At 38.7% G+C, this 26536-nt stretch carries 20 protein-coding genes; 7 read left to right on the top strand and 13 right to left on the bottom strand.

Annotation, left to right across the window (positions count from 1 at the left end; all coding sequences use genetic code 11):
* The first annotated feature begins 104 nt into the window (after positions 1–104).
* Both L2567_RS11540 and L2567_RS11535 read left to right on the top strand, forming a co-directional pair.
* Entirely contained in the window at positions 105–2003 is a 1899-nt protein-coding gene (locus L2567_RS11540) for a sensor histidine kinase (protein ID WP_235297928.1), read from the top strand.
* Between the two features lie 6 nt (positions 2004–2009).
* The gene (locus tag L2567_RS11535) at positions 2010–2750 is read left to right on the top strand and encodes a LytR/AlgR family response regulator transcription factor (RefSeq protein ID WP_235297927.1); all 741 of its coding nucleotides are present in this window, start codon (positions 2010–2012) and stop codon (positions 2748–2750) included.
* Positions 2751–2852: 102 nt separating this feature from the next.
* On the opposite strand, the gene L2567_RS11530 is transcribed toward L2567_RS11535, so the two are convergent.
* The 3 genes from L2567_RS11530 to L2567_RS11520 form a co-directional block, all read right to left on the bottom strand.
* On the bottom strand, positions 2853–5765 hold the full coding sequence (locus L2567_RS11530; RefSeq protein WP_235297926.1) for an autotransporter outer membrane beta-barrel domain-containing protein: 2913 nt from the start codon (positions 5763–5765) through the stop codon (positions 2853–2855).
* A gap of 12 nt (positions 5766–5777) precedes the next feature.
* Positions 5778–6305 carry a T9SS type A sorting domain-containing protein gene (locus L2567_RS11525; protein WP_235297925.1) on the bottom strand — a complete coding sequence of 176 codons (528 nt, stop codon included), beginning with the start codon at positions 6303–6305 and terminating at the stop codon, positions 5778–5780.
* Positions 6306–6395: 90 nt separating this feature from the next.
* The gene (locus L2567_RS11520) at positions 6396–7187 is read right to left on the bottom strand and encodes a DUF1566 domain-containing protein (RefSeq protein WP_235297924.1); all 792 of its coding nucleotides are present in this window, start codon (positions 7185–7187) and stop codon (positions 6396–6398) included.
* Positions 7188–7427: 240 nt separating this feature from the next.
* Between L2567_RS11520 and L2567_RS11515 the strand changes: the two genes are divergently transcribed.
* Positions 7428–8216 (top strand): class I SAM-dependent methyltransferase, encoded by a 789-nt coding sequence (locus L2567_RS11515; protein WP_235297923.1) that lies wholly within the window; start codon positions 7428–7430, stop codon positions 8214–8216.
* A 34-nt stretch (positions 8217–8250) separates the two neighbouring features.
* On the opposite strand, the gene L2567_RS11510 is transcribed toward L2567_RS11515, so the two are convergent.
* From L2567_RS11510 to L2567_RS11500, 3 genes are all read right to left on the bottom strand, one after another.
* A complete protein-coding gene (locus tag L2567_RS11510; protein WP_235297922.1) occupies positions 8251–8691 on the bottom strand; it encodes an SRPBCC domain-containing protein in 441 nt (146 codons plus the stop codon).
* 68 nt (positions 8692–8759) lie between these two features.
* Positions 8760–9188, bottom strand: a complete 429-nt coding sequence (locus L2567_RS11505) for a DUF1801 domain-containing protein (protein WP_235297921.1) — start codon at positions 9186–9188, stop codon at positions 8760–8762.
* Positions 9189–9225: 37 nt separating this feature from the next.
* Entirely contained in the window at positions 9226–10125 is a 900-nt protein-coding gene (locus L2567_RS11500) for a helix-turn-helix domain-containing protein (protein ID WP_235297920.1), read from the bottom strand.
* A 63-nt stretch (positions 10126–10188) separates the two neighbouring features.
* Here L2567_RS11500 and L2567_RS11495 point away from each other — a divergent pair, with 63 nt between their 5' ends.
* Positions 10189–10626 carry a hypothetical protein gene (locus L2567_RS11495; protein ID WP_235297919.1) on the top strand — a complete coding sequence of 146 codons (438 nt, stop codon included), beginning with the start codon at positions 10189–10191 and terminating at the stop codon, positions 10624–10626.
* 41 nt (positions 10627–10667) lie between these two features.
* Here the strand turns inward: L2567_RS11495 and L2567_RS11490 are convergent, their stop codons facing one another.
* Genes L2567_RS11490 through L2567_RS11470 form a run of 5 tightly spaced genes read right to left on the bottom strand, consistent with a single transcriptional unit; the run spans position 10668 to position 14349 of the window.
* Positions 10668–11450 carry a phosphatase PAP2 family protein gene (locus L2567_RS11490; protein WP_235297918.1) on the bottom strand — a complete coding sequence of 261 codons (783 nt, stop codon included), beginning with the start codon at positions 11448–11450 and terminating at the stop codon, positions 10668–10670.
* A 55-nt stretch (positions 11451–11505) separates the two neighbouring features.
* Positions 11506–12321, bottom strand: coding sequence for a DUF4097 family beta strand repeat-containing protein (locus L2567_RS11485; protein ID WP_235297917.1), 816 nt, complete (start codon positions 12319–12321; stop codon positions 11506–11508).
* A gap of 7 nt (positions 12322–12328) precedes the next feature.
* A complete protein-coding gene (locus L2567_RS11480; protein ID WP_235297916.1) occupies positions 12329–13159 on the bottom strand; it encodes a DUF4097 family beta strand repeat-containing protein in 831 nt (276 codons plus the stop codon).
* A gap of 10 nt (positions 13160–13169) precedes the next feature.
* Positions 13170–13808, bottom strand: a complete 639-nt coding sequence (locus L2567_RS11475) for a hypothetical protein (protein ID WP_235297915.1) — start codon at positions 13806–13808, stop codon at positions 13170–13172.
* Entirely contained in the window at positions 13795–14349 is a 555-nt protein-coding gene (locus tag L2567_RS11470; protein ID WP_235297914.1) for an RNA polymerase sigma factor, read from the bottom strand. Before L2567_RS11470 ends, L2567_RS11475 begins: the two co-directional genes overlap by 14 nt.
* A 154-nt stretch (positions 14350–14503) precedes the next feature.
* Here L2567_RS11470 and L2567_RS11465 point away from each other — a divergent pair, with 154 nt between their 5' ends.
* Entirely contained in the window at positions 14504–15931 is a 1428-nt protein-coding gene (locus L2567_RS11465; protein WP_235297913.1) for an amidohydrolase, read from the top strand.
* A 59-nt stretch (positions 15932–15990) separates the two neighbouring features.
* A complete protein-coding gene (locus tag L2567_RS11460) occupies positions 15991–16956 on the top strand; it encodes an alpha/beta hydrolase family esterase (protein WP_235297912.1) in 966 nt (321 codons plus the stop codon).
* Here the strand turns inward: L2567_RS11460 and L2567_RS11455 are convergent.
* Positions 16953–18980 carry a heavy metal translocating P-type ATPase gene (locus tag L2567_RS11455; RefSeq protein ID WP_235297911.1) on the bottom strand — a complete coding sequence of 676 codons (2028 nt, stop codon included), beginning with the start codon at positions 18978–18980 and terminating at the stop codon, positions 16953–16955. The genes L2567_RS11460 and L2567_RS11455 overlap by 4 nt on opposite strands.
* 202 nt (positions 18981–19182) lie before the next feature.
* Here L2567_RS11455 and L2567_RS11450 point away from each other — a divergent pair, with 202 nt between their 5' ends.
* Positions 19183–24705 (top strand): leucine-rich repeat domain-containing protein, encoded by a 5523-nt coding sequence (locus L2567_RS11450; protein ID WP_235297910.1) that lies wholly within the window; start codon positions 19183–19185, stop codon positions 24703–24705.
* Positions 24706–24770: 65 nt separating this feature from the next.
* Here the strand turns inward: L2567_RS11450 and L2567_RS11445 are convergent, their stop codons facing one another.
* Entirely contained in the window at positions 24771–26321 is a 1551-nt protein-coding gene (locus tag L2567_RS11445) for an alpha-L-arabinofuranosidase C-terminal domain-containing protein (RefSeq protein WP_235297909.1), read from the bottom strand.
* Between the last annotated feature and the right edge of the window lie 215 nt (positions 26322–26536).

The following is a 26536-nucleotide window of genomic DNA, read 5'->3' as shown; positions in this document are numbered from 1 at the left end:
CTTTCAAAGAAAAAACATAGTTTTGAGCCAAAGTTTAGTTTCTGACAATTTTTCTCAATACATTTAGGAATAGCTACTTTTTTAACGCCCTACAATACTCATCAATGATCATCACTATTTCACGTATTGCCACGAGTTGCTGTTTCTACTTGTTGGTCATTGCCCATCTTACTTCGCAGTCTTTCTCCATTTCAGATGTCCAAACGCTACCTATCGATTCTACGCTATCCTGGATGCAAAAAAATTATACGAAAGACTCTATTGACTTTCATGACATTTCACTAAGCGCCTTAGACAAGGCATATGAGCTAGGGGAGCATGAGCTTATGGGAGATGTTCATACATCCTTATCGAACTGGCATGGATACCACTATAAATTTGGTTCTGATTCCATCATCTACCATGGTGAGAAGGCTTTATATCACTTTGAAAGAGCCGGAAACAGAAAAAAAATAGCAGATACTTATAAGAATCTTTCCATAGATTATATGAACAACAACTCTTATGATAATGCGGAGGAAATACTTTTTGAAGCCATTAAAATTTATGAAGAATTAGAAGATGAACAGGGACTTGCAGGCTGCTACAAGAACCTTTCCTCTATGTTTAGAGTCTTAGAAGAACCGGAGCAATCCATCAAATATGCCAATAGTGCTATTCCGATATTTGAAAAAGAGTTAGACTATTATAATCACTCAATTACCCTGTTTAACCTCATCATTTCTCACAGATTACTGAAGAATTACGAGGAGGCCTATCAAGCTGCCAATACTTGTATAGCAATGGTAGATGAACACATACCGAGTGAGGTATTCATTAAATCAAGGGCATATTCTTACAGATCAGACATTTCGAAAGAAACAGGAGACTTTGATGAGATGCTGAAAGATGCAACACAAGCCTGGAAAATAGTAGAAAATAAAATCGGCGTAGAAGGTGCTGCGCAGTACCGAGTAGAAGTTGGTGATGCATATCGCCTAAAGGGTGATTACGAGTCTGCTTTAGATCATATGTTAGTTGGAGTCAAATCTCTGGAAAATAGGGGTATAGAACAAATATGGGATCCGTATTTTAATCTGGCTGATACCTATATGAACCTCAATGATTATGAGAAGGCTTATGAATATCAAAGGAAAGGATTGGCAGCAAAAACCAAAATGATCGATGACAAAATCAGTAATCTAGAATCGGAAGCAGTGATCAAGTACGAAACTGGTAAAAAGGATCAAGCTCTTTTATTACAAGAAAGACAATTAAAGCAAAAAACTAGAATTCAATGGCTGACCATCGGTATAGCAATAATTCTTGCTACTTTGCTCTTTGTCGTGTTCTACTTCTATCGCAAGAATCGAAAAATTACAGAAGAATTATCTTTAAAGAATCAGGAGAATGAATTACTATTAAAGGAGATACATCATAGGGTCAAAAATAACTTGCAGACCATTTCAAGTCTTCTCAATATACAATCTAAGAGCATCGAAAATAGTGCTGCTTACGATGTGATCATTGAAAGCAAAAACAGAGTGGCTTCAATGGCTTTAATTCATCAAAAACTCTATCAAGGCGAAAATTTAGCTTCTATAGAAATGAGCAACTATTTTAAGACCATGGGTGAAGCTATTAGAGACGGTTTTGGAGAAATTGCAGAAAATGTATTGATAAAAGTAGAAATGAATGAAATAGAAATGGATATTGATTCTGCTGTTCCAATCGGACTGATTGCAAATGAATTGATAACAAACGCTATTAAATACGCTTTCCCTAGAAAACAGCAGGGCGTTATTTCCATTAGCTTAGAAACACTACCCACGAATAATTATAGATTAATTATTGCTGATAATGGAATACCTGACGCAAAATCCAGCGAGGAAAAAGGCACAGGGTTTGGAAGCATATTGATCAATTTGCTCACAATGCAGCTAGGTGGTGTTTTAAATATTGTAAAAGAGAATGGAACCGCAGCTATTCTTAACTTTCCTCCACAAATTAAATCAGCAGTTTAAGACCACATGAAGGAAGGTGAAGCCAGCAAAATAATGATTGTCGAAGATGAGATGTTGATAGCAGCAGATATTTCTATCGAATTGACAACCGTGGGATACGAAGTGGTAGGTATCTACACAAAAGCGGAAGATGTCTTAAAGGCTTTACAAGAAAGTAAGCCAGAAATCATCTTGATGGACATTGTATTAAGCGGAAAGATGAATGGTATCGATGCTGCGAAAGAAATTCTTAAATTGTATCAGACTCCTGTTATATTCTTGACTTCCAATGTGGACGATGCTACCTTTAAAAAGGCCAAAGAAGCCAAACCATATGCTTTTATTTCCAAGCCATTTCGCAAGGATGATTTGTTGAGAGCAATTGAGATCACATTGGAAAGAATGGAGTTAGAGTCAAAGGATATGGAGACGGTATCCTTTACGGTCATGGAGGACCGGCTTTTTGTACGACATCATGAAGAAATGATTATGGTGCACATGGAAAAAATACTTTTTTTGGAGGCCAGCCGAAATTATTGCAGAATTAAAACCAGCGACCAGGAACTACATGTCTCTACTCCAATGGGCAATATAGAAAAACTTTTGCCTAATGACACTTTTGTTAGAACTCATAGGTCATTCATCGTCAATTTAAAATCCATTACTTCAATCCATAAAAACAACGAGTATCTAATGATACAAAACTCGCTCATTCCCATTAGCAGAAGATTACGAGATGATGTTGTTAAAAGATTTAAAATGATATAGGGTAGCATGGAAAGAACAATGGCGGCACACTAAGAAAAAACGACAGGAAATTTATATCTCCTGTCGTCTTTGTCCTGTTTTAATAATGGTTTTCAAGAAGGTCTATTTAGTTCTTGATTTTTGTGCAGAAATAAACAAGTTTTCAAGGTTTTCCAAAACGGAAGTATAATGTGCAAGAGTTTTTTCAGCTAATTCCTCATTACTTGGATCATTGACTAAATCGAGCAAATAAGGGTATTGCGCTAAATTAAGGTCTTGTGAATCTGCATACTTAGTTATGGGTACTAAAGCTTCCTCTATTGAGTTAAAGCTTTTTCCAGCGCTATGGCTGTTAATCATACTTGCAAAACTGGGTGATTGAGATATATGCTTGGTCTGCTCATCCATGTTTCGATCGCCAGTATCAAAATACACAGCTTCAAAATTTGGATTGAGTTCTTGCATAGATGATTGCAATCTATTGAGCATTACTTGCATATTTTCGATAACCATTGACATATCATTCGCATTGATGCCGACGGCAGTATTGATGTAATTAAATATTCTGTTTGGATCTGAATCGTCCCATGCGATACCTATGATTCTTGAATAATCTCTAGCTTTCATATCTTCTTTGGCTACAGCCATAGCAACGCCTGGTTCACTCACTGAAGGAAGCAAATATTGTCCTTTTTTTACATCGCCTATGGTTTTTACAGGAACTTGTCCCATGAAGGCTACTTTTTCGTAATGACGTTTGTCTTCAGTTTTAGGCATAGCTCCCACGATACCTGGATTTTTCGATATGACCATGTATTTTTCAGCTTCTTCAAAATGCTTAGAGACCATTCCACTTTTCAATCCAACGACATCACCAAAAGAGAATTGTTCTGTTTGGTCTGCAGCTTCTAACCATTCAGCGTAGTCAGCTCCGCCTGATTCAAATGTAGCTCCTAGATTGAGTTCATTATAGAGGACAATGCCACCAAACATGATCCCTGACTTAACCATATCTACTGCTCCCCAGTAAACATCATCAAAATCACCAAATATACCGATTGTTGCTACTGCTCCGACTAGATTTATGACGAATGCTACGATGGTATAAACAAACTCTAGAGCTCCGGTTAATAATGCAAAGCCATAATCGCTATTGAAGAACTGTTCAGCACTCGCCGGAACACCTGCAGGATCCTGATCCAACGACTGGTTCGTTTGTGTAACAGCTACAGAATCATTGGATTGGGCGCCTTCTACTATCATAGCACTAACCATCTGAGTTTGCCCGGCACCTCCGATTCCTCTGAATCCTTCAATTCTTGCCAGTGGAGCTCCATTAGCACCAAAGAAGGTCATGAAATTTGCATTTCTTGTAGGCGTATTGAAATTTGATTTGACCGCAATACCGTGATTACCTCCTTCAATTCTCACGACGTGATCATCAAAATTCTCCTGAGCTCCGGTTGCATAACCATTGCCCTTTACGTGAACTCCACCACCTACATTGACATCTCCAGCCACTCCCAGACCGCCATCAGTTACAATCGATCCTGTTTCGCAATCAGTTGAGGGCGTTGTACTTGTAATGTTGATGTTTCCACTCATGGTAAGGTTCGTTAGACTGGTGGTTCCATCTACGTTCAAGGTCCCTGTCAGGTTCGTAGGACTTGCATTGTTGACGTCCAGGCTACTATTCAAATCGGTTGTGCCATCTACGTTCAAAGTCCCTGTTAAATTGGTTGGGCTGGCGTTGTTGACGTCCAGGCTACTATTAAGATCCGTTGTGCCGTCTACATTTAAGGTTCCTGTCAGATTCGTTGGACTGGCATTATTGACATCAAGACTACTATTCAGATCTGTTGTTCCATCGACGTTTAATGTCCCTGTCAGGTTCGTAGGGCTGGCATTGTTGACGTCCAGGCTACTATTCAAATCCGTTGTGCCGTCTACATTTAGGGTTCCAGTCAGATTCGTAGAACTAGCATTATTGACATCCAGACTACTATTCAAATCGGTTGTTCCATCGACGTTTAATATCCCTGTCAGGTTCGTAGGACTTGCATTGTTGACGTCCAGGCTGCTGTTCAAATCGGTTGTGCCATCTACGTTCAAAGTCCCTGTTAAATTGGTTGGACTAGTATTGTTTACATCCAGGCTACTGTTCAAATCGGTTGTTCCATCTACATTTAGGGTGCCCGTCAGATTCGTTGGACTGGCGTTGTTGACGTCCAGACTACTATTCAAATCTGTTGTTCCATCAACGTTTAATGTACCTGTAAGATTGGTAGAACTTTGATCAACCACATCCAAATCACCATGAACTATAGAATTCCCACCTGAAATGTTAATCTCTACATTTTGCTGAACAGTCAGGTCATTTCCAATATTGGCATTATTAACAACATTAAGATCATTGCCAATATCTAAATCAGAATCAATTTCTATTTCCCCAGTGCAAAGAATTCTGAGTCGTTCTAGATTGTTGGTAACAATAAGGAGGTCTGCACAATCGGTCGTTCCCAATTTATCATTGGCAGGATCAGTATTTCTGTTTCCAAATAAGGACCATACTTGTGAAGGTATACCAGAATCATCTCCCCTTAAAATCTTACCATCTCTCACTACAGCATTAGCGGTTGCAGCGTGAAAAGCATAGGGTACCGCCAGTAAGCGACTATCGCTAAGCGTTACAAATTTATTTCCGCCATTTTCATCAATGGCTAATTGCATCCAAATGTCCTCAGAGCTCCATGGGACATTTTTAAAGTTGCCTCTTCCTGATTTCCCTTCTCCTATGGTTATAGAAAATAAACCAAGCTTGTTTGTAGTTATGTCGTGTGTTTCGCTGTACTTAACAGATTTACGATCTTGTTGGCTGTAAAGCGTAATCTCTAATTTAATTTTTTGATCGGACATCACTTGTCCAGAAAGATCTCTTGCAACAGCCTGGTATTTCATTCCTGCAGGAGTTTGCTGAGCATAACTTATTATACTACAAAAGAGTATTGCGATGAGTAAGAGATATAATTTTTTCATTTTATTCATTTTTTAGAGTTTGTTAATTATCATTGTTTTGAGGTGTCTATGTGCCAAATCAGAGACTTTCAAAAAATATAGGCCTGAAGCATAACCATCAAGGCTTACTTCAGAAATGTTATTTGAAAGAATTTGCTTTTGTTGTGCCATCCTTCTTCCTTGTGCATTAAAGCATTGAACTAAAAGTTCTTGATCATATGGCATTTCAACTTGAATATTTACCGTCTCATGAAAGGGGTTAGGCCAAGCATTTACCTTTACTTCTTTAATTAAGTCATTGCCGTTTCTAAGCGCCAATGGAAATAAATCAGATATCCCAATAACCTCGAGTAGAGGTTGGTGGAAACCTTCCGTTAGTATAAGGTTATCCGTGTGTACACTATTTACCATGAGCTCTCCTAGCGTCCACTCGATAGATAAAGTAGAAGTATTGCTTACATTTCCCTCAGATGATATTACTTCAGAACTAAGAGATTGAGCATCTGCCCAACTCCCTGAAAGGATACCAAATAGAAAAATGACAATTGTATGTATTTTCATAGGTTGATTTTTTAAGATTAATAAATATAATTTCAGGTTTGTGATCACTGAATTCAGTATATGAATACCTATTTTCGGTAGCTGGACAGTCTATCTATGAACACACCGGACAAAAGCACCATTAAACTTGCCATCATTGCCTATGGTATGATCACCATAGATAATCCACCAGGCGCTACATTCTGATGCTTCTGTGGAGCTCCAGTAATAACTATCTGTAAAATTATTGGCAGCATCGCCACTTAGCTGTTGATACATAGCTTCTAATTCACCAAGTGCAGGTAAATACCAGTCACAGCCTGTTTCCACGGAAAGTTTAACACATGTATTAGCAGCATAAATTTCATCACCGATTTGATCCACAATTAGGCTAGTATTGTTTATACCATCAAAATCTGCAAGTGCGGCAGCCTGGTCAGATATGTTAGGAAGATCAAGAATATCAACACATTCAGGCCATTGAGTTGCATTATAAGTAACTAAACCATTGTCCGATGGGGAAACGTAGAGCGTATATTCATCACTGCTGTTAGGTATGCCATCCGGATCTACATGCACCTCTAATTCTCCTTCTACACAACTGCACAAATTTTCGGGGTTATACAGAGTGTCATCACAATCAATTTCGCTACATGGGTTATCAATATTAAAAAATCCATCTCCATCCATATCTATGGCATCGCCATGTGCCTGGTGATCTGGTATTGAAGTCAGATCAATGCTGATGATTTCACCTTTATGGCAAACTTCTCTTTTGTTAGTAGGGCTCATCAACGAATGTGTTTCGTAGATTTCTAGCTCTGCATGCAGATCACTGATACTTTCTTTTTCGCAGCCAACTATAATGAAAACAGCGAGAAAGAGACAAATTAAATTTTTCATAATTTTTAATTTTAAGGTTTTTTTAAGCTAGATTCAGAGAAATGAATCTGATTAGGCCATTGTCGCTTCATTCAAATATGTAGCTTTAAATTGATATATTCAGAGGTATTACCCGACGGTATCAAATCTAGTTCCGAACGGTCAAGACTTTACTTTGAACGGTATTATTAAATGATATTGAAATCAAACTTGATTTGATATTCTTAATTTTGAACTTAAACTTCAACAGATCATAATTCAATGGACTATCTACTAACCAATAAAGATTCATGGAATAAGAAAGTGGATTTACATATCGCTTCAGAATTTTATCAGCAACAAAAGTTTCTGGAAGGGCAGTCTTCACTTAACAGCATTGAAACTGAACTCATAGGACTTGTAAAAGGGAAATCCATTTTACACTTGCAATGTCACTTTGGACAGGATTCATTATCCTTGCAGAGAATGGGTGCTCAAGTCACGGGCGTAGATTTTTCAGAACAAGCCATTTTACGTGCCAGAGAAGTGAATGAAAAATTGGGTCTTAGTGCGCAGTTCGTCTGTTGTGACTTGTACGAATTGTCTAGGTTCCTTGATCAGGAATTTGACCTTGTATTTACGTCGTATGGCACTATTGGATGGTTACCAGATATCCATGAATGGGCTAGATTGGTATCAAAATTTACGAGACAAGGGGGGAGATTTATTTTGGTAGAATTTCACCCTTTGGTATGGATGTTTGATGATGACTTAAAGTATATTAAATACAGTTATTTCAATCGAGAACCAATTGTCGAAGTGGAAAATGGTAGTTATGCAGATACAACTGCGGATATTGAAAGCACTTCGATCACCTGGAATCACAGTATGAGTTCTGTAATTGATGCATTATTGCAAGAAGGATTTTCGTTACAGACGCTGAAAGAATATGATTATTCGCCTTACTATTGCTTTGCAAACATGATTGAGTTTGAATCCGGAAAATACAGGATTAAGCATCTTGAGGATAAAATTCCACTGGTATATGCTTTATCAGCTTTAAAGCGCTAGTACCAACAACTATAAGACTTTGCAATTGGTTGCTTTATGATTTTGCCTCTGCCATTTCCTTAATTTTTTCCAGGATAGATGTCCATCCCCCGTTGGCTATGGCCTCATCGTATCGTTTTTGACCTTCAGCAACGGTTTCATAGCCCGATTGTATCACTGTCAATAGTGTCTTGTCATTTTTTTCTTCAAGCAAATATTGTACCTTAAGATGGTTCTCGGGCGTTTGTGGATAATCGGCATTAGGGTCAATGACGGTGTAAGACATTACGGAGTAGGGTTTAAACGCTATCAACTTTCCAGTAACGTAAATGACATCATCATGGATGCCTTTCCATATCACGGAACTGCCTTTTTTAAAATTGCTGAGAATGGCGCAAGTATACATATACTCCGGGGTAAGATCAGGGTTGGTCAGTAAATCCCATACTTTTTCCCGATCAGCTTTAATCACGACCTTGTTAACGATATCTTTCATAAAACTAAATTACCTGTAAGCGCACTAAAGTTCGTTTAAATTTAGTATTAAAAATTACAAAATAGGGATTAAATACCCATTAGAGGTTTATCCTTAAGCAGATGGTAATCCAATGCAAGCGCTACACATTCTTTAAGCTCCACTCTTGGAATTTCTTTTTCTAAATCAAGCAATATAGCTCTGCTTCCGTCATATTTAAAAGTATTTCCATATACTTTTTTCACAGTCGGAATAATCTTGCTGGTGCATTGAAAAAACATGCCTAGTTGATCAGGATATTTGTCCTTCCAGTCGATTCGAATGGTTGTGCCTTTTTTTACGAGGTAGCTTGGCTCTCCCCATTTAAGGGTTTCGAGGACATGATCGATTCGCTCATTTTCAAAGGCGGTTTCCAGTATTAGATTTCTCAATGTTTCCATTCTGGGTTTAACCTTTTCAGGATATCCTTGAAATTTTTCTTTGACTCCGGGATCTGAGTGAACGTTGAAAGCTTTCATTAACTTAGTGATTATGAAGTGTAATATTTTTGAACATCTATTTATATTGAAATTTATTTCCTCCCCTCACTTCTTTTGGACTTAGCCCTGTTTTCTGTTTATACTGAGTACTTAAATGCTGTGGAGATGAAAAACCCAACTCATCTGCGATTTCCTTAATGGGTTTTAAAGTATCCCTCAAGACGCGTGTAGCTTTATGGAGTCGAAGCTCCATCAAGTAACTGAATATAGGCTTACCAAACATTTCTTTAAAGCCATATTTTAGTTTAAATTCATTCAAGCCAACATGTCTGGCTATCTCCGGAATACTGGGAGCCATTTTCATATTTTTATTGATGTAATCCCTGGCGGCGATGATGGCTTCCTTGTCCTTTGTGGACTTAATATGAACAGAGTGATGAAGTAATTTTGATTGATATTCATGGAGACACAGCACAAGCAAGTCTAATGTTTTGGCAAAGAGATACATGTTTTCCAAATTACCTGAATACGGATTGCTCAGAATTTCATTGATAATGTTTTGAACATTAACATTGATGCTGCCCCAATTCTTAGAAATGGTTAATTCATCTCCCTGAATGATCTGCTTGCAAAATCCACTTACGATGCCATCCTGCCCTTTCACCAAATTTAGAAAAACATTTTTAGGAAATTCGACGCCAAATGTTTCTATCTCCATTGACTTATTTCTGACTTCAAGGTCTATTCCCTTGCAGTACAGGATATTGTGATGACCTCCGATCAGATCCCAGGATTTATTTAATTGTGGACATGAGAAGCTATAGTCACCCTTAATTCCCATGTGAAGTCTAACAGTGTCTCTATTATTGCTTGCGTGGTGCAGACCGTAAGGTTCGGAATATTGGGATACTGCCCATCCCATCGTAATGTTACTAAAGTTCCACACTTTCGATTCGCTTATGGTATACGTACTCATAAAAGTAAAGTTGCAATTCGAACATATGCATTTTCGCTGTAATTCCATAAGAAATAAAGCAAGATGAACATAGATGACCTTAAGGCGAAAGAGTTGAGTAACTTATATGCCATGTTTAAACAAACCAATGACTACTTCGATGGAAGTGAGATTAGCTTTCTGACGGAAAAAAAGCAGTTAATGTTGACTTACTATATCAAACATACCTGCGGTCTTGAAGAACAGATTACTGAAACCTTAAGAGACATGGGTATCAATCCTGGCAATACTAAAGATTCAATTGCAGAAGAGATGACTGAAAACTTAAAGGAAATCATCAAAGAGGAGATCGAAGACGGAGTTAAGGAAGTGGGGTATTTGCTATCATTGAATCGTTTGATGTCCTACCAAATATCCAATTTAGAGAATTTGCAGTTTTTCCAGGAAAATGAAGCCTCTGTGGTAGATATTTTAAGTTCTTTGGATGAATTTCGAAATGTTCAAAAGAGTATCTTTAATTAGAACTTGATGCAAATTCTATCTATTCTTAACGTGGTAGAATTCTAAAATTCAATGGTAAATGCTAGGCCATTAGACGTTCCACTCAACACCATACTTTGGTTTCGATTGATTTTGACCCTATGCAGATAAGGAACGAGCAAACCAATCCCGGTGCCCACTCCATATCCTACTATGACATCCGTGGGAAAATGCCGTCCTGCACGAACCCTCAGGTAAGCCGTGGCTGCTGGAAATACACCCGCCGCACCCCAAACTACAAATCGCCAATCAGACTCAGGATATAAATCTGAAAATACACGCGCTGTAAAAAAACTAAGTGCGGAAGCATGTGAAGTATGTCCCGAAAAAAATGATTTTCTGGCATCGATATTCTGGCGTTCTTCTAGGGGCACTTCTTCATTGAAAAAATAGGGCCGCTTTCTATTCACAGCGGATTTAACCAGAAAAGTGAAACCACCATTTAAAGCGATGACCTCACTATACATGATCAAGTATTCCAGCCGATCATTTTTAATTTTCGAAGAAGTCAGCACGGTAAAAGGGGCAGCGGTCAGACTATAAAAGAGTACATCACTGGCAGTTCTGGAGAGAGGAGAATAATAATCCAGTGTTCCGCGATCCAGTTTATTAATAGGGGGCAATATAGACCCAGGTGCTGGAATCAGCAGTGGCTCTCTTTTTGAGTCAATGTAGAAACTTCCGGCAAACATTAGACTTGCGCTTGTAAAAATCGTCGTTTCTTTTCTCCATTCAAGCTGATAGGTATGCTGCCCATTGGCATACAAACCTAAAAAGATCAGATAAAAAAAGAGCAGATACTTCATCCCGGAAAGATAAAGAACTGCTCTTTAGAATTTATAATCCAATGGAATTATTCCTTCACTTGGCTCGCAAGTAAATGCTTCCCATTTGTGTTTTGATGGTCATTTCAGGGCCTCCTCCATTCATTGAACCATAAGTCCAATTGTTAGAAACCAATTTCATGCCCCCATTTTTATGGACAGTCTTGGTTTGTGGCTCTTTCTTTTGCTGGGTCTCAATATCCATATCCGTATAGATATCTCCCCACTCCGTTCTCATTTTTAAATTGGCCTTGTGAGTCGTCGGAACCGTTAAGTCAATGTTACCTGTAATGGTATTGAAAGTCATGGTCTGATTCGGGTCAATGGCTGCAAATTCCACAATGATTTCACCGGTGCTTGAACTGGCATTGACAGCTCCCTGAACACCTAATATGGTAACACTTCCGATGTTGTTTTCTACATTGACATCACCTATGATGTTTTCGACCACTACATTTTCTCCCATTTGCTTACTGATATCTACGGTAATCTTTTTAGGCACCTCTATTTCAAGTCGGATCAAATTCATCCAGTTCTGACTCTTGATACTGACTTCGTTATTGTACTCTCCGATTTCGAACTCAAAGTTGCCCCCTCCTATTTTTTTTAGGCCTTGATTTTTATCATTGCTTTTATTACGACCGTGTTCATGATCATCTTCCCTTTTTTCCACTTCGTATTTGATTAAGACATCGCTTCTGTCCGTACCAACAATCGAGATGTCACCGCTAAACAATTGAATTTCAATCGTTTTGCTTTCAGAGGGTTTGCTGAATGTTACCACGATCTCTTCTACCTGTGCATTGATTGAAGAATACATGGCTACTATTACTAATATGATTATCTGTTTCATTATTTATCTATTTACTCTTTTTTAAATATGCATTACCATTGAATGTTTCTATGGTCATACTGATTTCACCCGAGCCTATTTTTGCTTCGGAATATTCATCGATTTTAAGCATTTCACCTGCTTCTAGCTTGCCTGATTTATTTTGCTTGTTCAGCATTTGAACCGCGTCAAGGTCTGTGTATAATTCACCCATGTAACTTTTGAATCTGGTCTTTATTGAGGCATCAGGGGAAACATATAGATTAATCTCTCCATTGATGGTCGAAAATTGCGCATCGGTACCTGGCATATCGTTGTAATAAATGTCAATGTCTCCATTTACAGTCGTTCCATTGAGCACATTGGAAACATTTTTCATTTCTACAGGACCGTTGACATTGGAGGCGTAAACATTACCGGTTACATCTGCGATGTTGATTTTACTATCCATCACTGTTGCAGCATAAATATTGACGCCATCAGGTATTTCCACAGTATAAGATAATTGAGGAAAGGATAGTTCATCTCCATTCCAGTCACAATTATTCACTGATCTGGAGTAGTTGAATGGGTTTTGTGGATCAAACTTTCCCAGCTTTTGCTTACACGGATTCTCAATGTATAAGTACACCAGATTACCGTCTTTGTGCTCTTTAAGCTTGAGCGTCTTGTCATTCACGATACTTTCCAGGTCGGCAATGATCTTTATCTGGTTAGAGCTTGAACGGACCACATTGATGTTTCCCCTGAAATTGTCAATGACGACATGTTCGATCTCTGAAGCAGCATATGATTTCTCAAAATATTTCTGACCATAGGTCACGCATGTCCAAAGCATGCATATGATTACATATTTCATTTTTCTTTGATTAAATTTTAATTAAACTCGCGTCAATCGAACTTTTAATCGGCGGAGGCAAATCTTTGTCGATCATGTTCATGAACTCCTCCTTCGATAATTTCTTTCCACTGGCATTAATAGCCTCGGCAAGATTAGCAAGTACGACAGGCGATTGTTGTTGACTTACAGCCTGAATGAGTCCGGTTCTCACTCTTGGCAAATAAGCATAGTCATATAAAGTTTGAATACAAGCCAGTCTAACATTAGCACTCTCATCGTTACTCAAGGAATAGAGTAGAGCATCAATGACTTTCTGGTCTGTTTCACTTTTGATTTTTGTATTGGAAACAAGATTTATTTTTTCTCCTGCCTTATCAGTGGTCAGCAATTCTACGGCAAAATCTTCATTAGGTGTTTCAGCATCCTCAGCAGAGAACTGCAATCCCAGAACAAAAGCCAGAACAATTCCTGCGATAGGCAGAGCGATTCTTAGAAACCAAAGCCATGTTCGCGTCTCCTTCACTGGCTTTCTATGTTTTTCTAAAAGATCATAGAATTTCATATCCATCTGGTCTGATGGCTCTTTTTCAATGAAGAGTTGGTTAAATTCACCTGATTCAAACCAGGTCTTCATTTCCTGTTCTTTATCTTTATTAAATTTGTCCATGTGCTCTAAGTTTTTCAGCATTTTCTTTTAATTCTATCATGATGCGGTATATTCTGGTTTTGACATTAGAGAGGGATAAACCATAAATGTCAGCCACCTGTTGGTACTTCATCTCACTTAACTTGACCATCGTAATCATCTCGCGTTTATCGTCATCAAGCATTCGCAATGCTTTGTTAAGCAAAGCATTCTTTTCTTCATCGATCAATTTTTGCTCTCCATGTTGCTCATGTGCAAAATCATGTTCCATAATGCTTACGGATCGATTCTTCTTTCGATGGTTGAATTCATCAATGTAGGTATTGCGTGCAATGGTGAACAGCCAACTTTTAAAGGATCCGCTACCATTGAAATTTTTCTTGTACTTTAGTACTTTCTCAAAGGTTTGTTGTACCAAATCTTCGCACCGGGCTTCATCGTAGACATTGTTATAGAAATACCCAAACAAAGGCTTTTTATACCTTTTGTACAGCAGTCCACAGGCGTCCACCTGGCCTTTTTGTACTTTTTCGATCAATGATTCGTCGGTTAGTAAATCCATTTCGGGAAGGTAGACATGCTTTTTTTTAAAAAGTTACAATTTTTATAAATTTTTTCGAAGAGGGTATTGGTACAAGGGGTTCAAGGCTCTGGTCAGCTATTCGAAGAGACATTCGTGAAATTTCATTATTTTCATGGCATAAACAATAAATTTTATGAAGACGGGACTTACTATACTACTATTTCTGGCATTGCTTTTTAATGTCAATGGCCAACATGAAAACTCAATGAAGCAAGAGGTCATTGATTTTGTGGAAGATAATTTTGATGACTTGACGACTTTAAGTGATAAAATATGGTCTTATGAAGAAGAAGCTTTTCAGGAGACACGATCTGCGGCTGCCCTGAAGGAGTTTGCAAAGAAAAATGGATTTAAAATCACGGAGAATGTTGGAGGAATGCCTACTGCATTTACCGCAGAATATGGCAGTGGATCTCCAGTCATTGGAATTTTAGGGGAATTTGATGCCCTACCCGGATTATCTCAGAAAACAGTACCGCATAAAGATCCCTTGAATGAGGGCGCACCAGGTCATGGTTGTGGACACAATCTTTTTGGTGTAGCCTCGCTAGGTGCAGCAACAGCCATCAAAAACTTGATAGAGGCGGGAGAGTTGAGTGGAACCATTCGTTTTTACGGTACTCCTGCTGAAGAAAAATATTTCGGCAAGTTATGGATGATAAGGGAGGGAGCTTTCGAAGATGTGGATGTGGTCCTGGATTGGCATCCGTCCGGTGAGACGAAAACCGAGGTACAGAAAGGCCTGGCACTGGTGGACTTCATGGTTGAATATTATGGTCAGGCAGCACATGCATCGGGAGATCCCTGGAATGGCCGTTCGGCATCTGATGCTTTAGAACTGTATACTACAGGGATCAATTATTTTAGAGAGCATGTGGAGCCTACTGTGCGTATTCACTATCATATTCAGGATGCGGGTAAAGTCGTTAATGTAGTGCCGGATTATTCACGAATATGGACCAGAGTTAGGGATACCAGACGAGAAGGTATGGAAGCAGTTTGGAAACATATGGAGGACATTGCGAAAGGAGCTGCTTTGATGACGAAGACCGACTATAAGATCACTTTGATCTCTGGTGTTCATGAAATCTTAGTAAACCGCACGGGATCCGAAGCCATGCAGAAGAACATGGAGTATCTGGGCGCGATAGAATATACGGAAGAAGAACAAAATTTTGCGAAAGGTATTCAGGAAGCTACAGGCAAGGAGCAAGTTGGAATCGAATCTAAAATCGAACCACTTGAAGAAACATTAGAACATCCCAGGGGTGGTTCGACAGATGTGGGAGACGTTTCCTGGGTTGCACCTGTGGTAAGAATGCGAGCGACTACAGCTCCTAAGGGTACACCATGGCACTCATGGGCAGTGGTAGCTTGCGGAGGCATGTCCATTGGTCACAAAGGGATGGCTTATGCAGCAAAAACTTTAGGAATGACTGCCATTGACTTATTTGAACAGCCGGAATTGATTAAGAAGATTAAGGAAGAATTTAAAGAAAAGAAAGGAGACTACGAGTACAAAGGAATTGTTCCGGATGGTCCTCCACCAGTTGGAAACTAAAATCACCTGTGCGGGTGAGTAAAATTAAGAGGTATTTTGGCATATTGACATCAAAAAAAATGAGGTATTTTATTCTTTTCATGTCAATGGTTATCTTTTCTATGATTTCTTGTGAAAAGGAACAGGAAAATGTTTCAGATTCCCTCAACTGGGAGTACGGGAAAAATGAGTATAATCTCGAAATAGATGGAGAGGTGAGAAATTTCTTAATTCACGTTCCTGAAAGATATTCTGATGAAGAGGAAGTGGCTCTGGTTTTAATGCTACATGGCAGCACGGGAACGGGGACAAAGTTCTATAATATTTCCAGATGGGTAGAAAAGGCGGATGAGCAGGGATTTATTGCCGTATTTCCTACTGCTCTTGCATATCCGATCATCGGAAAAAATGGAACATCCACAAAGTGGTCTAGCGATGGGCTGGATGAGCAGGTTGTAGAAGGTACTGTTATTAAAGATGACATTCCTTTTATTGAAGAACTGGTCAAATTGGTTAAAAATTCATTTAAGATCAATTCCCAGAGAGTTTATATCAGCGGCTTTTCAAATGGGGGTGGGTTTGTGAAGTCAGAGGTGATTCCAAGAATGTCACACGTATTTGCTGCAGCTTCTACTGGAGGTGGAGTCGGACATCGACAACCATTTACCATTGAAGGAAGCTACAAAATGCCTTTATTTAATATTACAGGTACAGCAGATGAAAATTTATTGCCACTGCTGGTCAATGGTGCTACAGCACTGCCTATACAAGCAAAGGAACTAGAGAATCAATCGATCATCTGGCAGAGTATTAAAAATTCACTGGAGGGTTTATGCCTCAGAGATAGTTATGAAGAGACTCCTGATCCACCAATAGGAAACACCATAACTTTTGCCAATTCTGAATTCGGAGATGATAACGAGTTGGTCCTTTTTCTAGTTAAGGACATGGGACACAATTATCCTAACGAAAACAACAATCGACATAAGGTCGTCGCAGCAGATGTCTTATGGACATGGTTTAATAAATGGGAATTAAATAACTAATCTTCTTTGACACTAAGTAGTCTTAATGCATTTAACACCACAACCAGCGTGGAACCTTCATGAGCTACAACTGCAGGGCCGATAGTCGCCAGTCCCGATATGGTAAGAGGGATCAATATCGCTACCATTCCCAGACTGATCCACAGATTTTGTTTGATAATTCTAGCGGTTTTTCGGCTGAGTTTGATGGCAAATGGCAGCTTGTCTAGACGGTCTGCCATCAATGCAATATCTGACGTTTCAAGAGCTACAGGTGAACCGGCCGCTCCCATTGCGATAGAAACATCGGCAGTTGCCAATGCAGGGGCATCATTCACCCCATCACCGATCATAGCAACCGTATGGTTACCTTTTGCTAACGATTTAATGGCCTTTACCTTATCTTCCGGAAGCAAGTTGCCTCTTGGATCATTAATGTGAAGCCTTTCTGCGATACTGTTGGCAACACTCTGATGATCGCCTGTCAACATGACCATCTTCTCAATTCCCATTTGTCGTAGCTTTCTAAGTGTTTCTTTCGCTTCTTCTCTTTCTACATCAAGAACCGCGACAATACCAAGATATTGATCATTTCTCAGTACCATCATCGCCGTTTTTCCATTTTTCTCCAGTTGTGTCATTTGAAGGTCCAAGTCCTCAGGAATATGTTTACCGGTTACTTCCCTCATTAAAAGTCGATTGCCGATAAAAACTTCCTCTCCGTTGATTTTAGCCCTTACTCCCCGAGCAGTCAAGGCTTCCATTTCATTGGCTTCAGAGATTTTGTCAGTGCCGAGTCGCTCGATGGTTCCATCATAAATAGCCTTGGCAAGTGGATGGTCACTTAACGCTTCTACAGCCGCTGCAGTTCTGTAAAGAAGTCTCGGTTCTATGCCTTCATGGGGTATGGCATCGGTCAATCTGGGCTTACCCTCCGTAAGTGTGCCTGTTTTGTCGAAAGCTATGACATTTACTTGTCCCATGTTTTCGAGTGGTCCGCCGCCCTTAACCAAAATTCCCGCTCGAGCTGCACGTGCTACTCCAGCCAAAACGGCTGAAGGTGTGGAGATGGCCAATGCACACGGAGATGCCGAAACCAGGACGGCCATGGCTCGATAGAAACTTTCCTTGAACGATTCATCCACCACCAAAAATGCAAACATCAGAAGGATGACCAGTACCAAAACAAAGGGGACAAAATATTTCTCAAATTTATCTGTGAAATGCTGTGTAGGAGATTTTTGTGATTCTGCCTCATTTACCAGTTTGATGATGCGCGAAAGTGTACTGTCTTTTGCTTTGCGCAAGACCTTTACCTCCATTGAGTGTGCACCATTTATAGTGCCCGCAAACACGCGGTGTTCATTTTTAAGTTTTTCGAAATCTAATTTTATGGATGGATTTGCCATCTTACTTACAGGCAGGCTTTCGCCAGTAATGGCGGCCTGATTGACAGCAGAACTTCCTTTTACAACCAATCCATCTGCAGCAATCTTTGAATTGGGTTTGATGAGAATGATGTCACCAATATTTAAGGCTTCAATACCTATTTCTTGCTGTTCCGTGCCACTTAATCTTATAGCAGTGGGTGGTGCCAGGTCGGACAATTCGGCAATCGATTTTCTGGCCCTATTCATGGCATAGTGTTCTAAAGCATGACCTAGACTGAAAAGAAATAAGAGAAGAGCACCCTCAGCCCATTCACCAAGAAAACCTGCACCAGCTGCAGCAAACAACATTAAAAAATCGATTTCAAACTTGCCTTGTCTGATGGCTTCATATGCCTCTTTTAGCGTGAAAAAACCACCGAAAAAATAGGCACCAATATAAAAGTATATCGCCATAGAAGGAGAAATGACCTTTAAATACTGGAGTAAAAAACCGATTCCTAGTAAAAATCCAGAAAGTATGGCGAAGATCATTTCTGTGAGATTTCCAAAAAGCCCTGCATGAACACCGTGATCGTGCTGGTTTTCTCCTTGATGTCGGTCATCCAGTTGATTTTTCTTCTTTTGATCAAATCCCATCACTAAATATAGAAACATTGAAAGAATTAAATACCTCTTGAAGAAACTATAAGTTTGCATCATACTTGATCGCAGTGATAAGGCAGGAATAGATCATACCCTTATTTATGCCAGATACTTTACATTTATAGTGTCGGTCACTTTACTCTTTTTTGAAAATTACATATCTTGATAGCTTTAGAAGAATAATGAGCTTGAGGCCTGATTATAACTTAACATGATGAGGCTTTATTTACTACTACGATTAACTTTCTTAACCACTCTGGGTTCAGTGATGTTATTACAATCCGATAACCCTTCGTTTCAGTTTCAATGTGATGCTCCTTCTCATCCCGACTATGATGCTTTAATGGCACTTTTTAATGCCACCGATGGTTCTAATTGGACCAATAATGGAGGGTGGGGCTCAGATTGTGATGTATGTAATTGGTATGGGGTAGGATGCAGTGGTAATGAGGTATGGAGCTTAAGCTTGTCAAACAATAATTTAGTGGGTATTCTACCTGATGAATTGGGGCAAATGCAATACTTAGAAAGATTTCATGCATGGGATAATCAAATCACTGGAGGACTTCCGGATGGTTTGTTTGAAGCACCCTCACTGGACATCATCGTATTAAATGACAACCCAATTAATGGTCCCATACCTCCCTCCATTACTAATGCACAAAAATTAAAAACATTTAGATGTAGTCACTGTGAACTTACTGGTCAGTTGCCTGAATTTGTAAATACTCCAACTATCCTGGAGGAGCTCTCTATCTCTTACAACAATATTGAAGGAAGTATACCAAGTAGCATTTCTAATCTAAGCAATCTGAAACATTTTTTGGCTAGTTACAATAATCTCAGTGGAGAATTACCGGAAACTATTGGTCAAAACCTCCAACTGGAAAGATTAAGTCTGTCTAATAATAAGCTGACTGGCCAATTGCCGGTGAGCATTAAGAATTTGACTAATTTGAAGAGATTGACGCTGAGATCGAATAACCTAACGGCTACCTTGCCCGCGGGCATAGGTAATTTAATCAATTTAGAGCACATCGATCTGGTAAATGCCGGTTTTGCAGGAGAAATTCCTCAGGACTTTGCGAATCTAAAAAGTTTAGTTAATATAAGATTCGAGAACACAGCGTTCACGGGTCAGATACCAGATATTACAGGAATGCTCAATCTTCGGATGCTCTACATTTACAATGGCACTAGCCTGACAGGTAGCTTGCCGGATAATATAGGCTCACTAAGCAAACTTCGGGATGTTAGATTAGCAGGCAACCGATTATCCGGATCGCTACCGAAAAGCTTGGGCCAACTTCAAGATTTGTGGTATTTGTATTTAGAGAATAATGAATTGACAGGCACTATACCCAGTGAAATGTCAGAAATGTCATCATTGAGAGACCTGAGACTTAGTAATAATCAACTACATGGTAATATTCCTGATCAATTTGCAAATCTGACCATGCTAAATGTCCTTTTGCTTAAAAGCAATAGGCTAGAAGGCCCCTTTCCTGCCTTTTTAGCTGAAAATGACAATTTAAGCTCACTCAGTCTTCAGTCAAACAGATTTTCAGGTTGTTTTCCTCCATCCTATCAAAGATGGTGTGGTATGAATTTATTCAACTTCTTTTCTAATTGTACCTTTGAAAATCCCACTTTTTCACAATTCTGTGCTGGTGAACCGTGCAATAATAGTCTGAATCTTAGCAAATCTGTCTTTGAAGCATGTAAAGGTGAAAGTGTTCGTCTTTCAGCGCCTAATGGTTATTCTTCCTATCAATGGTCTGTCCCAGATGGTGATAATCGCACTGTTACAATCGAGGCGTCCACTTCTCAATTTTATTATATAACCATTACAAATACATTAGGATGTTCTAAAACAGACTCTATATTCTTAAGTGTGGTTCAGAGTGTTCCCGGGGAGGAGTTTGCTCAACTTTGTCCTGATCAAACCATCACTATAAATGGAGAAATTTTCAATAGTGCAGGAAATTATGTTCAATTACTTCCTCTACCGGGTAGGTGCGACTCAACTGTTCTGATAACGATCACCGAAGGAGAAGCTTCTTACGGTCAATATAGTGAAATCATTTGTGAGGGAGGCACCACAACTATAAATGGCCAATCTTACCCTCCTGGTCATTATGAGCAAATCATACCCAATCATCTTAACTGTGATTCAATCATAAGCATTACTATTGATCAATATCCGGTGTTTGAAAATTCAATTTATTTTGAAATCTGTGAAGGTGAATTATATGAGTTCGAAGGGGACATGCTGCCTGCTGGTCATTATACTTACCCATTTCTTTCAGTGAATGGTTGTGATTCAACTGTCCGTATTGAAATCAAAGAAAATCAAAAAACCTATCATAGCATCAATTCAGCGATCTGTGAGGGCGACAGCGTAAGTATTAACGATGAAATATTTGATGCACCAGGCTTCTATGAAAGATTGCTCATTAACTCAAATGGTTGTGACTCTTTATTAACCATTGAGATTAAAGAAAACGAAAAGTATTACAACACTACCCAATTTGAAATTTGTGAGGGAAGCTCTATTACTATAGAAAATAAGGAATTATATGAAGCAGGTACACATCAATTCCAGTATCTGTCTCGGAATGGCTGCGATTCAATCGTAGAAATTGTCATTAGCGTAAAGGAGCCTTCTTCCATTAGCATCACGGATTTCATTTGCGAAGAAGAGTCAGTTACTTATGCTGGCCAAGAGTTCAGTGAGCCTGGTAATTATACCATTGAACTTCAAAATGAAAATGGCTGTGATTCAATGATATATCTTGATCTTAGAATAACTGAAGGTCGGGATGAAATGATTAGTGCTACAACCTGTAGAGGAACTTCCTATTTTTTCGGAGGGAAGAATCGATATACTGCCGGAATATATAAAGATAGTATCATTACTGATGGATGTCAATCAGAAATTACACTGCACCTAAAGGTGGAACAACCAAGTACATTGGAATATGATCAGTTTATTTGCGAAGGCGAATCCATCAATTTTTATGGACTGGATTTATCTATACAAGGAATTTATTCCAGCGTTCTAACAAGCAGCAATGGTTGTGACTCTACGATAACTGTTCACCTCTTCGTGCATCCTTCGTCAAATACCGAAATAGATACATTAATCTGTATTGGAAGTGTAATTGATGTTGATGGCATCACTTACAATAGCCCCACTACATTGATGATTTCCAAAGAAAACGCTTTTGGTTGTGATTCGTCTGTAGTGTGGAATATTGATACTTATCCTATGGCTGTTGATACTTTTGATGCCGTGGTATGTGAAGGAAATGAGATAGAGTTTCTAGATGGCCACTGGTATGGTGCGGGACGTTACAGCGGGACCTACAATGATGGTAATTGCTTACAAGGCTTTGAATTAATTGTTGCAGAACTGGCTGAAGTAAAATATGATGTTATTAAACAGATTTGCCTGGGTCAAGGTGTTGAGTACATGGGTCAAACCTATGATCGGCCCGGAATTTATGAAGTTAATGTAGAAACAGACTTTTGTGAGTCAATAGAAAATCTGATCGTACTTCAAGGAAGCAATGAAAATCATAAAACCACCATGCTTTTTTGTGAAGGGAATAGTTTTCAAATTGGTGAACAGCAGGTATCAACCTCAGGAGAATATGAGTGGATAGATGCATCTTGCAACACCAATTATTTTTCAATCCTTTTTACAGCGGATGATACCATTCAGATAGAAGAGTATATACCTGACGGTGCTGTATTTTATTTGAATGAACATGAATTTGACGAAGCAGGTGAATATGAATTTTTCATCACTACTGTTGATGGATGTTTAGTTTTAGTTCAATTGCGATTGGTTTTTGAAAACTGCGGAGGAATCCGATCGTATGATGTTTCACTGTGCGATGGTGAAGAATATCTTTTCTTTGGCGAATGGATCAGTCAGCCTGGAAGCTATGATTATTATAAACCTCAAACGTCTGGTTGTGATAGTGTAATCCAGTTAAATGTCGAGGTGACCGCAACCATTGAGTTTGAAATTTTAGGTTTAAAACATTTATGCCCTGGAGAACAAATAGAACTTTCTGGTCCCGCAGGTTATGAATACCTATGGAGTAATGGTGCCACAAGTAGTACCATAGAAGTGTCTGCTGCAGGGACCTACGAATTGACCATCTTTAATGGAAGCAGTTGTGCTTCATCTTCCCAAATTTTTGTAGAAAGTATACAACTACCAGAGGGACCCATTCAGGTTAATAAAATTAATCCATCCAATTGTGTAGCTGACGATGGTTATATTGAAATTATTTCCGGTGATGGTGCGTCTGAATACTTATACAGTATCGATGGGGGAGTGGAATGGCAAGACAACCCCCAATTTACTAATTTAGAGAATGGCTCCTATCAAATAGTGATTTCAGACCATAAACTACAATGTTCAAAAAAACTTGATGCGTTTGTCGTTCTGGAAAGTGCTGGTATTCCGGGGGTGAAAGAGATCAATATAGATCAGGTCAATAGCTGCATTGGTCAACTCGGAGTCATCGAAATTATATTAGAAGATTCAATGCAAAACTATTTGTATAGTATTAATGGTGGAGATAGTTGGCAAGAGAATCCTGTGTTTAAAGGTTTAGATACCGGGGTTTATGCTATAGAGGTCAAGGCAGCAAATAACGATTGTGTTAATGCTCAAAACGAGGTGGAGATTTTTAATATAGGTTTGTTGGAGGCAAATGTATTAGTTGTGGATAATTTAAGTTGTTTTTCCGCTCAAGATGCTTCCGCAAAGGTGGAAATTGTCCAAGGTCTCCCGCCTTTCTCGATTAGTTGGTCTAATGGCCAGCAAGGGAACATCGCTTCACAACTGGGGAGCGGGGCACACCATGTGAACATAAAGGATGCCAATCAATGTCTTTTAGATCTTGCTATCGAAATAGAAGCTGCGGAACTTGACAGCTTGTTAATACCATTTGAAGATACAACATGGTGTGAATTGACATCTATACAATATACGTTGGACTCCAATTTTTCCTATAGACTTTATTGGAATCAAGAGCTGTATAGGACAGGTCATCAGCTCAATATTGAGGACTTTGGAAACTATGAGATCATTGTAGAAAATGGCGATGAATGTGTTTCCTCGAAAAACTTTGAAGTAAAACCTATAGATACCACTGGCCTGGGCATAAACTTTCTATTAGCCAGCCAAGGAGTAATAAATGTGGAAAACGTATTAGTCAATATATCCAGCGATGAAACCAGTGATATAAGCTTTCAAATAGACACTTTCAGCGCGGTGATTTATGATATTAATCCTAATGCTAAAGGCATTGTTTTCAGTGATACGGGAAGTTATAACGTCATAATGACTGCCTGGATCAATGGCTGCAGGCTAAACTTTACCAGGGAAATAGAAATTTATTCCGATAGTTCCTGGCTTGACTTTGATCAAGTTGATCCTTCAGATTATCAATCAGATTTTTTATTGGACTGGCACATTACACCCAATCCAAATGATGGGAATTTTATTGTGGATATAAATGTATCAAATGATCAGGCAGCTTTAAACATTTTTGTTTTCGATGTTTTTGGAGGTCTCATGAGTAAGAGGACGCTTATAGGAAATAATCACTATGTCGAACCATTTCATTTAACTTCCCTGAGTTCGGGCATATACAGTGTGGTGTTAAACTATGGTGAGCAGAACCACAGTACCCAAATTCTAGTGGTTAAATAAGAATTCGCATCTAAACGCACTGAGAAAAACAACTTTTATGTTATTATACACTGTGAGCTTTTGAATTAATCATCACTCAATTCAAATCGTAAAAAATTAATCGTTGCTGGTTTAATTTCAACATCAATTTTACCTTCTACAATGCTATCTATATTCAATATTTTCTTATCAACTACTTCTTTGGTACCATCATTAACAGCATAAAAGGAGGGGGCAGAATACGAGATGTGATCTACAAATTTTAACTTTTGATTATTTGCCATACCATTAATAATCAATTCAATATCCAATGAATGATCTGCCTTAAAATTGATTATTGATAATGATAACTTTCTCTTGTCACTTGACATCGTGGCCATCGCATCATATGAGCTTATTTCCGTAGTGTCGCTAAGTTCTAAGGGTAAGTGATTTTCTAAAGAATAATTTCTATATGCTTCTAAAGGATAAAATACAGTTTGTTTATAAGATCCGCTTTCTGTGGTCATGATAGGAGCTAAGATATTGACCAATTGAGCCCAGGTAGCTAATCCAATTATATCTGCATTTTTTTGAAACATATGTAGAAATTTTCCTACTCCTAATGCGTGATACCATTCATATGGATATTCTAGATTGTAAGTACATTTTCCTTTTGGGGAGTCCATATCCCAAATACCCCATTCATCGATCGCTAACTTCAATGGCTGTTTTCTTGCAGGGAACCTATACCATCTGGGAAAAGTCTCGACTTTCTCAGGTGCGTTTGCGATTAAGGGACGAATTTGATCTAACTTTATACGATAACTATCGATGCTTTCCAGCAAGGAAGAGAGGTTCGGTTCATCAGGGACAGCGTAAAAGTGAATGGCCAGAAAGTCAAACACAGGATGTAATTCGTTAATTACTTTTTCATTCCACTCCGTATCTTCAGTACTACCCACCAAAGTTATTTTTATGTCTGAATCCTGCAGGCGCATTAACTTTATAAATTGCCAGGTGTCTTTAATATAATCATCTACATCTTGATGTCTTCCAGCATCTGCCTCAGCGTATTCTTCGTTACCGATGCCCCAATATTTCACATTGAAAGGTTGTTCATATCCATGTGAGCGTCTAAGATTTGCATAATAAGAATCACTCGTTCCGTTGCAGTATTCTACCCACCTTGAAGCTTCTTCAGGGCTTCCTGTCGCCATATTGACCACTAAAAAGGGTTCTGCACCGATTTCACGACAATAAGAAATGAATTCGGCAGTACCAAACTGATTGTCCTCTACACCTCCCCAGATCAAATTCTTTTTCTTAGGGCGCTGAGACTGAGGACCAATTCCATCTTGCCAGTGATATATCTTAGTGACTGTCCCTCCTGGGAATCTCAATAATGGAACATGGAGTTCTTTTACTTTAGATAATACATCCTTTCTAAATCCATTTTCATCAGATAGTGGCGAATTTTTATCGTAAAGTCCGCCATTGATACACCGACCTAGATATTCAATGAACTGACCGTAAAGCATTGGAGAAATGGATGTCGAGCTATCTGCCCAATCTATATTGATGGATCTCTTCAATGACGATTGTGAAATTCCCTGAAAACAGTAAAAGCTAATTAGAAGTACTAAGATTTTTTTCATTTTATTCGGTTCATATTTTTAGTAATCTACTAGTAAATTACTAAACAGATTGGTAATGGCTTTACAAATGCCTGATGAAAGGAAATCATTTTAACAATGTGAATTGAATATTACTACTTGTAAAGTCTCTTAAAGAATTAAATAAAAATTGTATTTGACTTAGCGGATTAGGACACTTATCGTGTCTAATAGTTGTTTGACGAATTTTAGAAAAA

It is taken from the genome of Portibacter marinus (assembly GCF_021533195.1).
GTDB classification, from domain to species: domain Bacteria; phylum Bacteroidota; class Bacteroidia; order Chitinophagales; family Saprospiraceae; genus Portibacter; species Portibacter marinus.
The sequence above is the reverse complement of the archived record's forward strand: the minus strand, read 5'-3'. Positions and strand labels throughout refer to the sequence as shown.

What these genes read in the sequence shown, in the direction of transcription:
- L2567_RS11530 (WP_235297926.1), bottom strand. Translation starts at nt 5,765, where the DNA reads ATGAAAAAATTATATCTCTTACTCATCGCAATACTCTTTTGTAGTATA.
- L2567_RS11470 (WP_235297914.1), bottom strand. Translation starts at nt 14,349, where the DNA reads ATGGATTTACTAACCGACGAATCATTGATCGAAAAAGTACAAAAAGGC.
- L2567_RS11535 (WP_235297927.1), top strand. Translation starts at nt 2,010, where the DNA reads ATGAAGGAAGGTGAAGCCAGCAAAATAATGATTGTCGAAGATGAGATG.
- L2567_RS11505 (WP_235297921.1), bottom strand. Translation starts at nt 9,188, where the DNA reads ATGAAAGCTTTCAACGTTCACTCAGATCCCGGAGTCAAAGAAAAATTT.
- L2567_RS11515 (WP_235297923.1), top strand. Translation starts at nt 7,428, where the DNA reads ATGGACTATCTACTAACCAATAAAGATTCATGGAATAAGAAAGTGGAT.
- L2567_RS11495 (WP_235297919.1), top strand. Translation starts at nt 10,189, where the DNA reads ATGAACATAGATGACCTTAAGGCGAAAGAGTTGAGTAACTTATATGCC.
- L2567_RS11540 (WP_235297928.1), top strand. Translation starts at nt 105, where the DNA reads ATGATCATCACTATTTCACGTATTGCCACGAGTTGCTGTTTCTACTTG.
- L2567_RS11525 (WP_235297925.1), bottom strand. Translation starts at nt 6,305, where the DNA reads ATGAAAATACATACAATTGTCATTTTTCTATTTGGTATCCTTTCAGGG.
- L2567_RS11455 (WP_235297911.1), bottom strand. Translation starts at nt 18,980, where the DNA reads ATGTTTCTATATTTAGTGATGGGATTTGATCAAAAGAAGAAAAATCAA.
- L2567_RS11500 (WP_235297920.1), bottom strand. Translation starts at nt 10,125, where the DNA reads ATGAGTACGTATACCATAAGCGAATCGAAAGTGTGGAACTTTAGTAAC.
- L2567_RS11490 (WP_235297918.1), bottom strand. Translation starts at nt 11,450, where the DNA reads ATGAAGTATCTGCTCTTTTTTTATCTGATCTTTTTAGGTTTGTATGCC.
- L2567_RS11475 (WP_235297915.1), bottom strand. Translation starts at nt 13,808, where the DNA reads ATGGACAAATTTAATAAAGATAAAGAACAGGAAATGAAGACCTGGTTT.
- L2567_RS11460 (WP_235297912.1), top strand. Translation starts at nt 15,991, where the DNA reads ATGAGGTATTTTATTCTTTTCATGTCAATGGTTATCTTTTCTATGATT.
- L2567_RS11520 (WP_235297924.1), bottom strand. Translation starts at nt 7,187, where the DNA reads ATGAAAAATTTAATTTGTCTCTTTCTCGCTGTTTTCATTATAGTTGGC.
- L2567_RS11450 (WP_235297910.1), top strand. Translation starts at nt 19,183, where the DNA reads ATGAGGCTTTATTTACTACTACGATTAACTTTCTTAACCACTCTGGGT.
- L2567_RS11485 (WP_235297917.1), bottom strand. Translation starts at nt 12,321, where the DNA reads ATGAAACAGATAATCATATTAGTAATAGTAGCCATGTATTCTTCAATC.
- L2567_RS11465 (WP_235297913.1), top strand. Translation starts at nt 14,504, where the DNA reads ATGAAGACGGGACTTACTATACTACTATTTCTGGCATTGCTTTTTAAT.
- L2567_RS11445 (WP_235297909.1), bottom strand. Translation starts at nt 26,321, where the DNA reads ATGAAAAAAATCTTAGTACTTCTAATTAGCTTTTACTGTTTTCAGGGA.
- L2567_RS11510 (WP_235297922.1), bottom strand. Translation starts at nt 8,691, where the DNA reads ATGAAAGATATCGTTAACAAGGTCGTGATTAAAGCTGATCGGGAAAAA.
- L2567_RS11480 (WP_235297916.1), bottom strand. Translation starts at nt 13,159, where the DNA reads ATGAAATATGTAATCATATGCATGCTTTGGACATGCGTGACCTATGGT.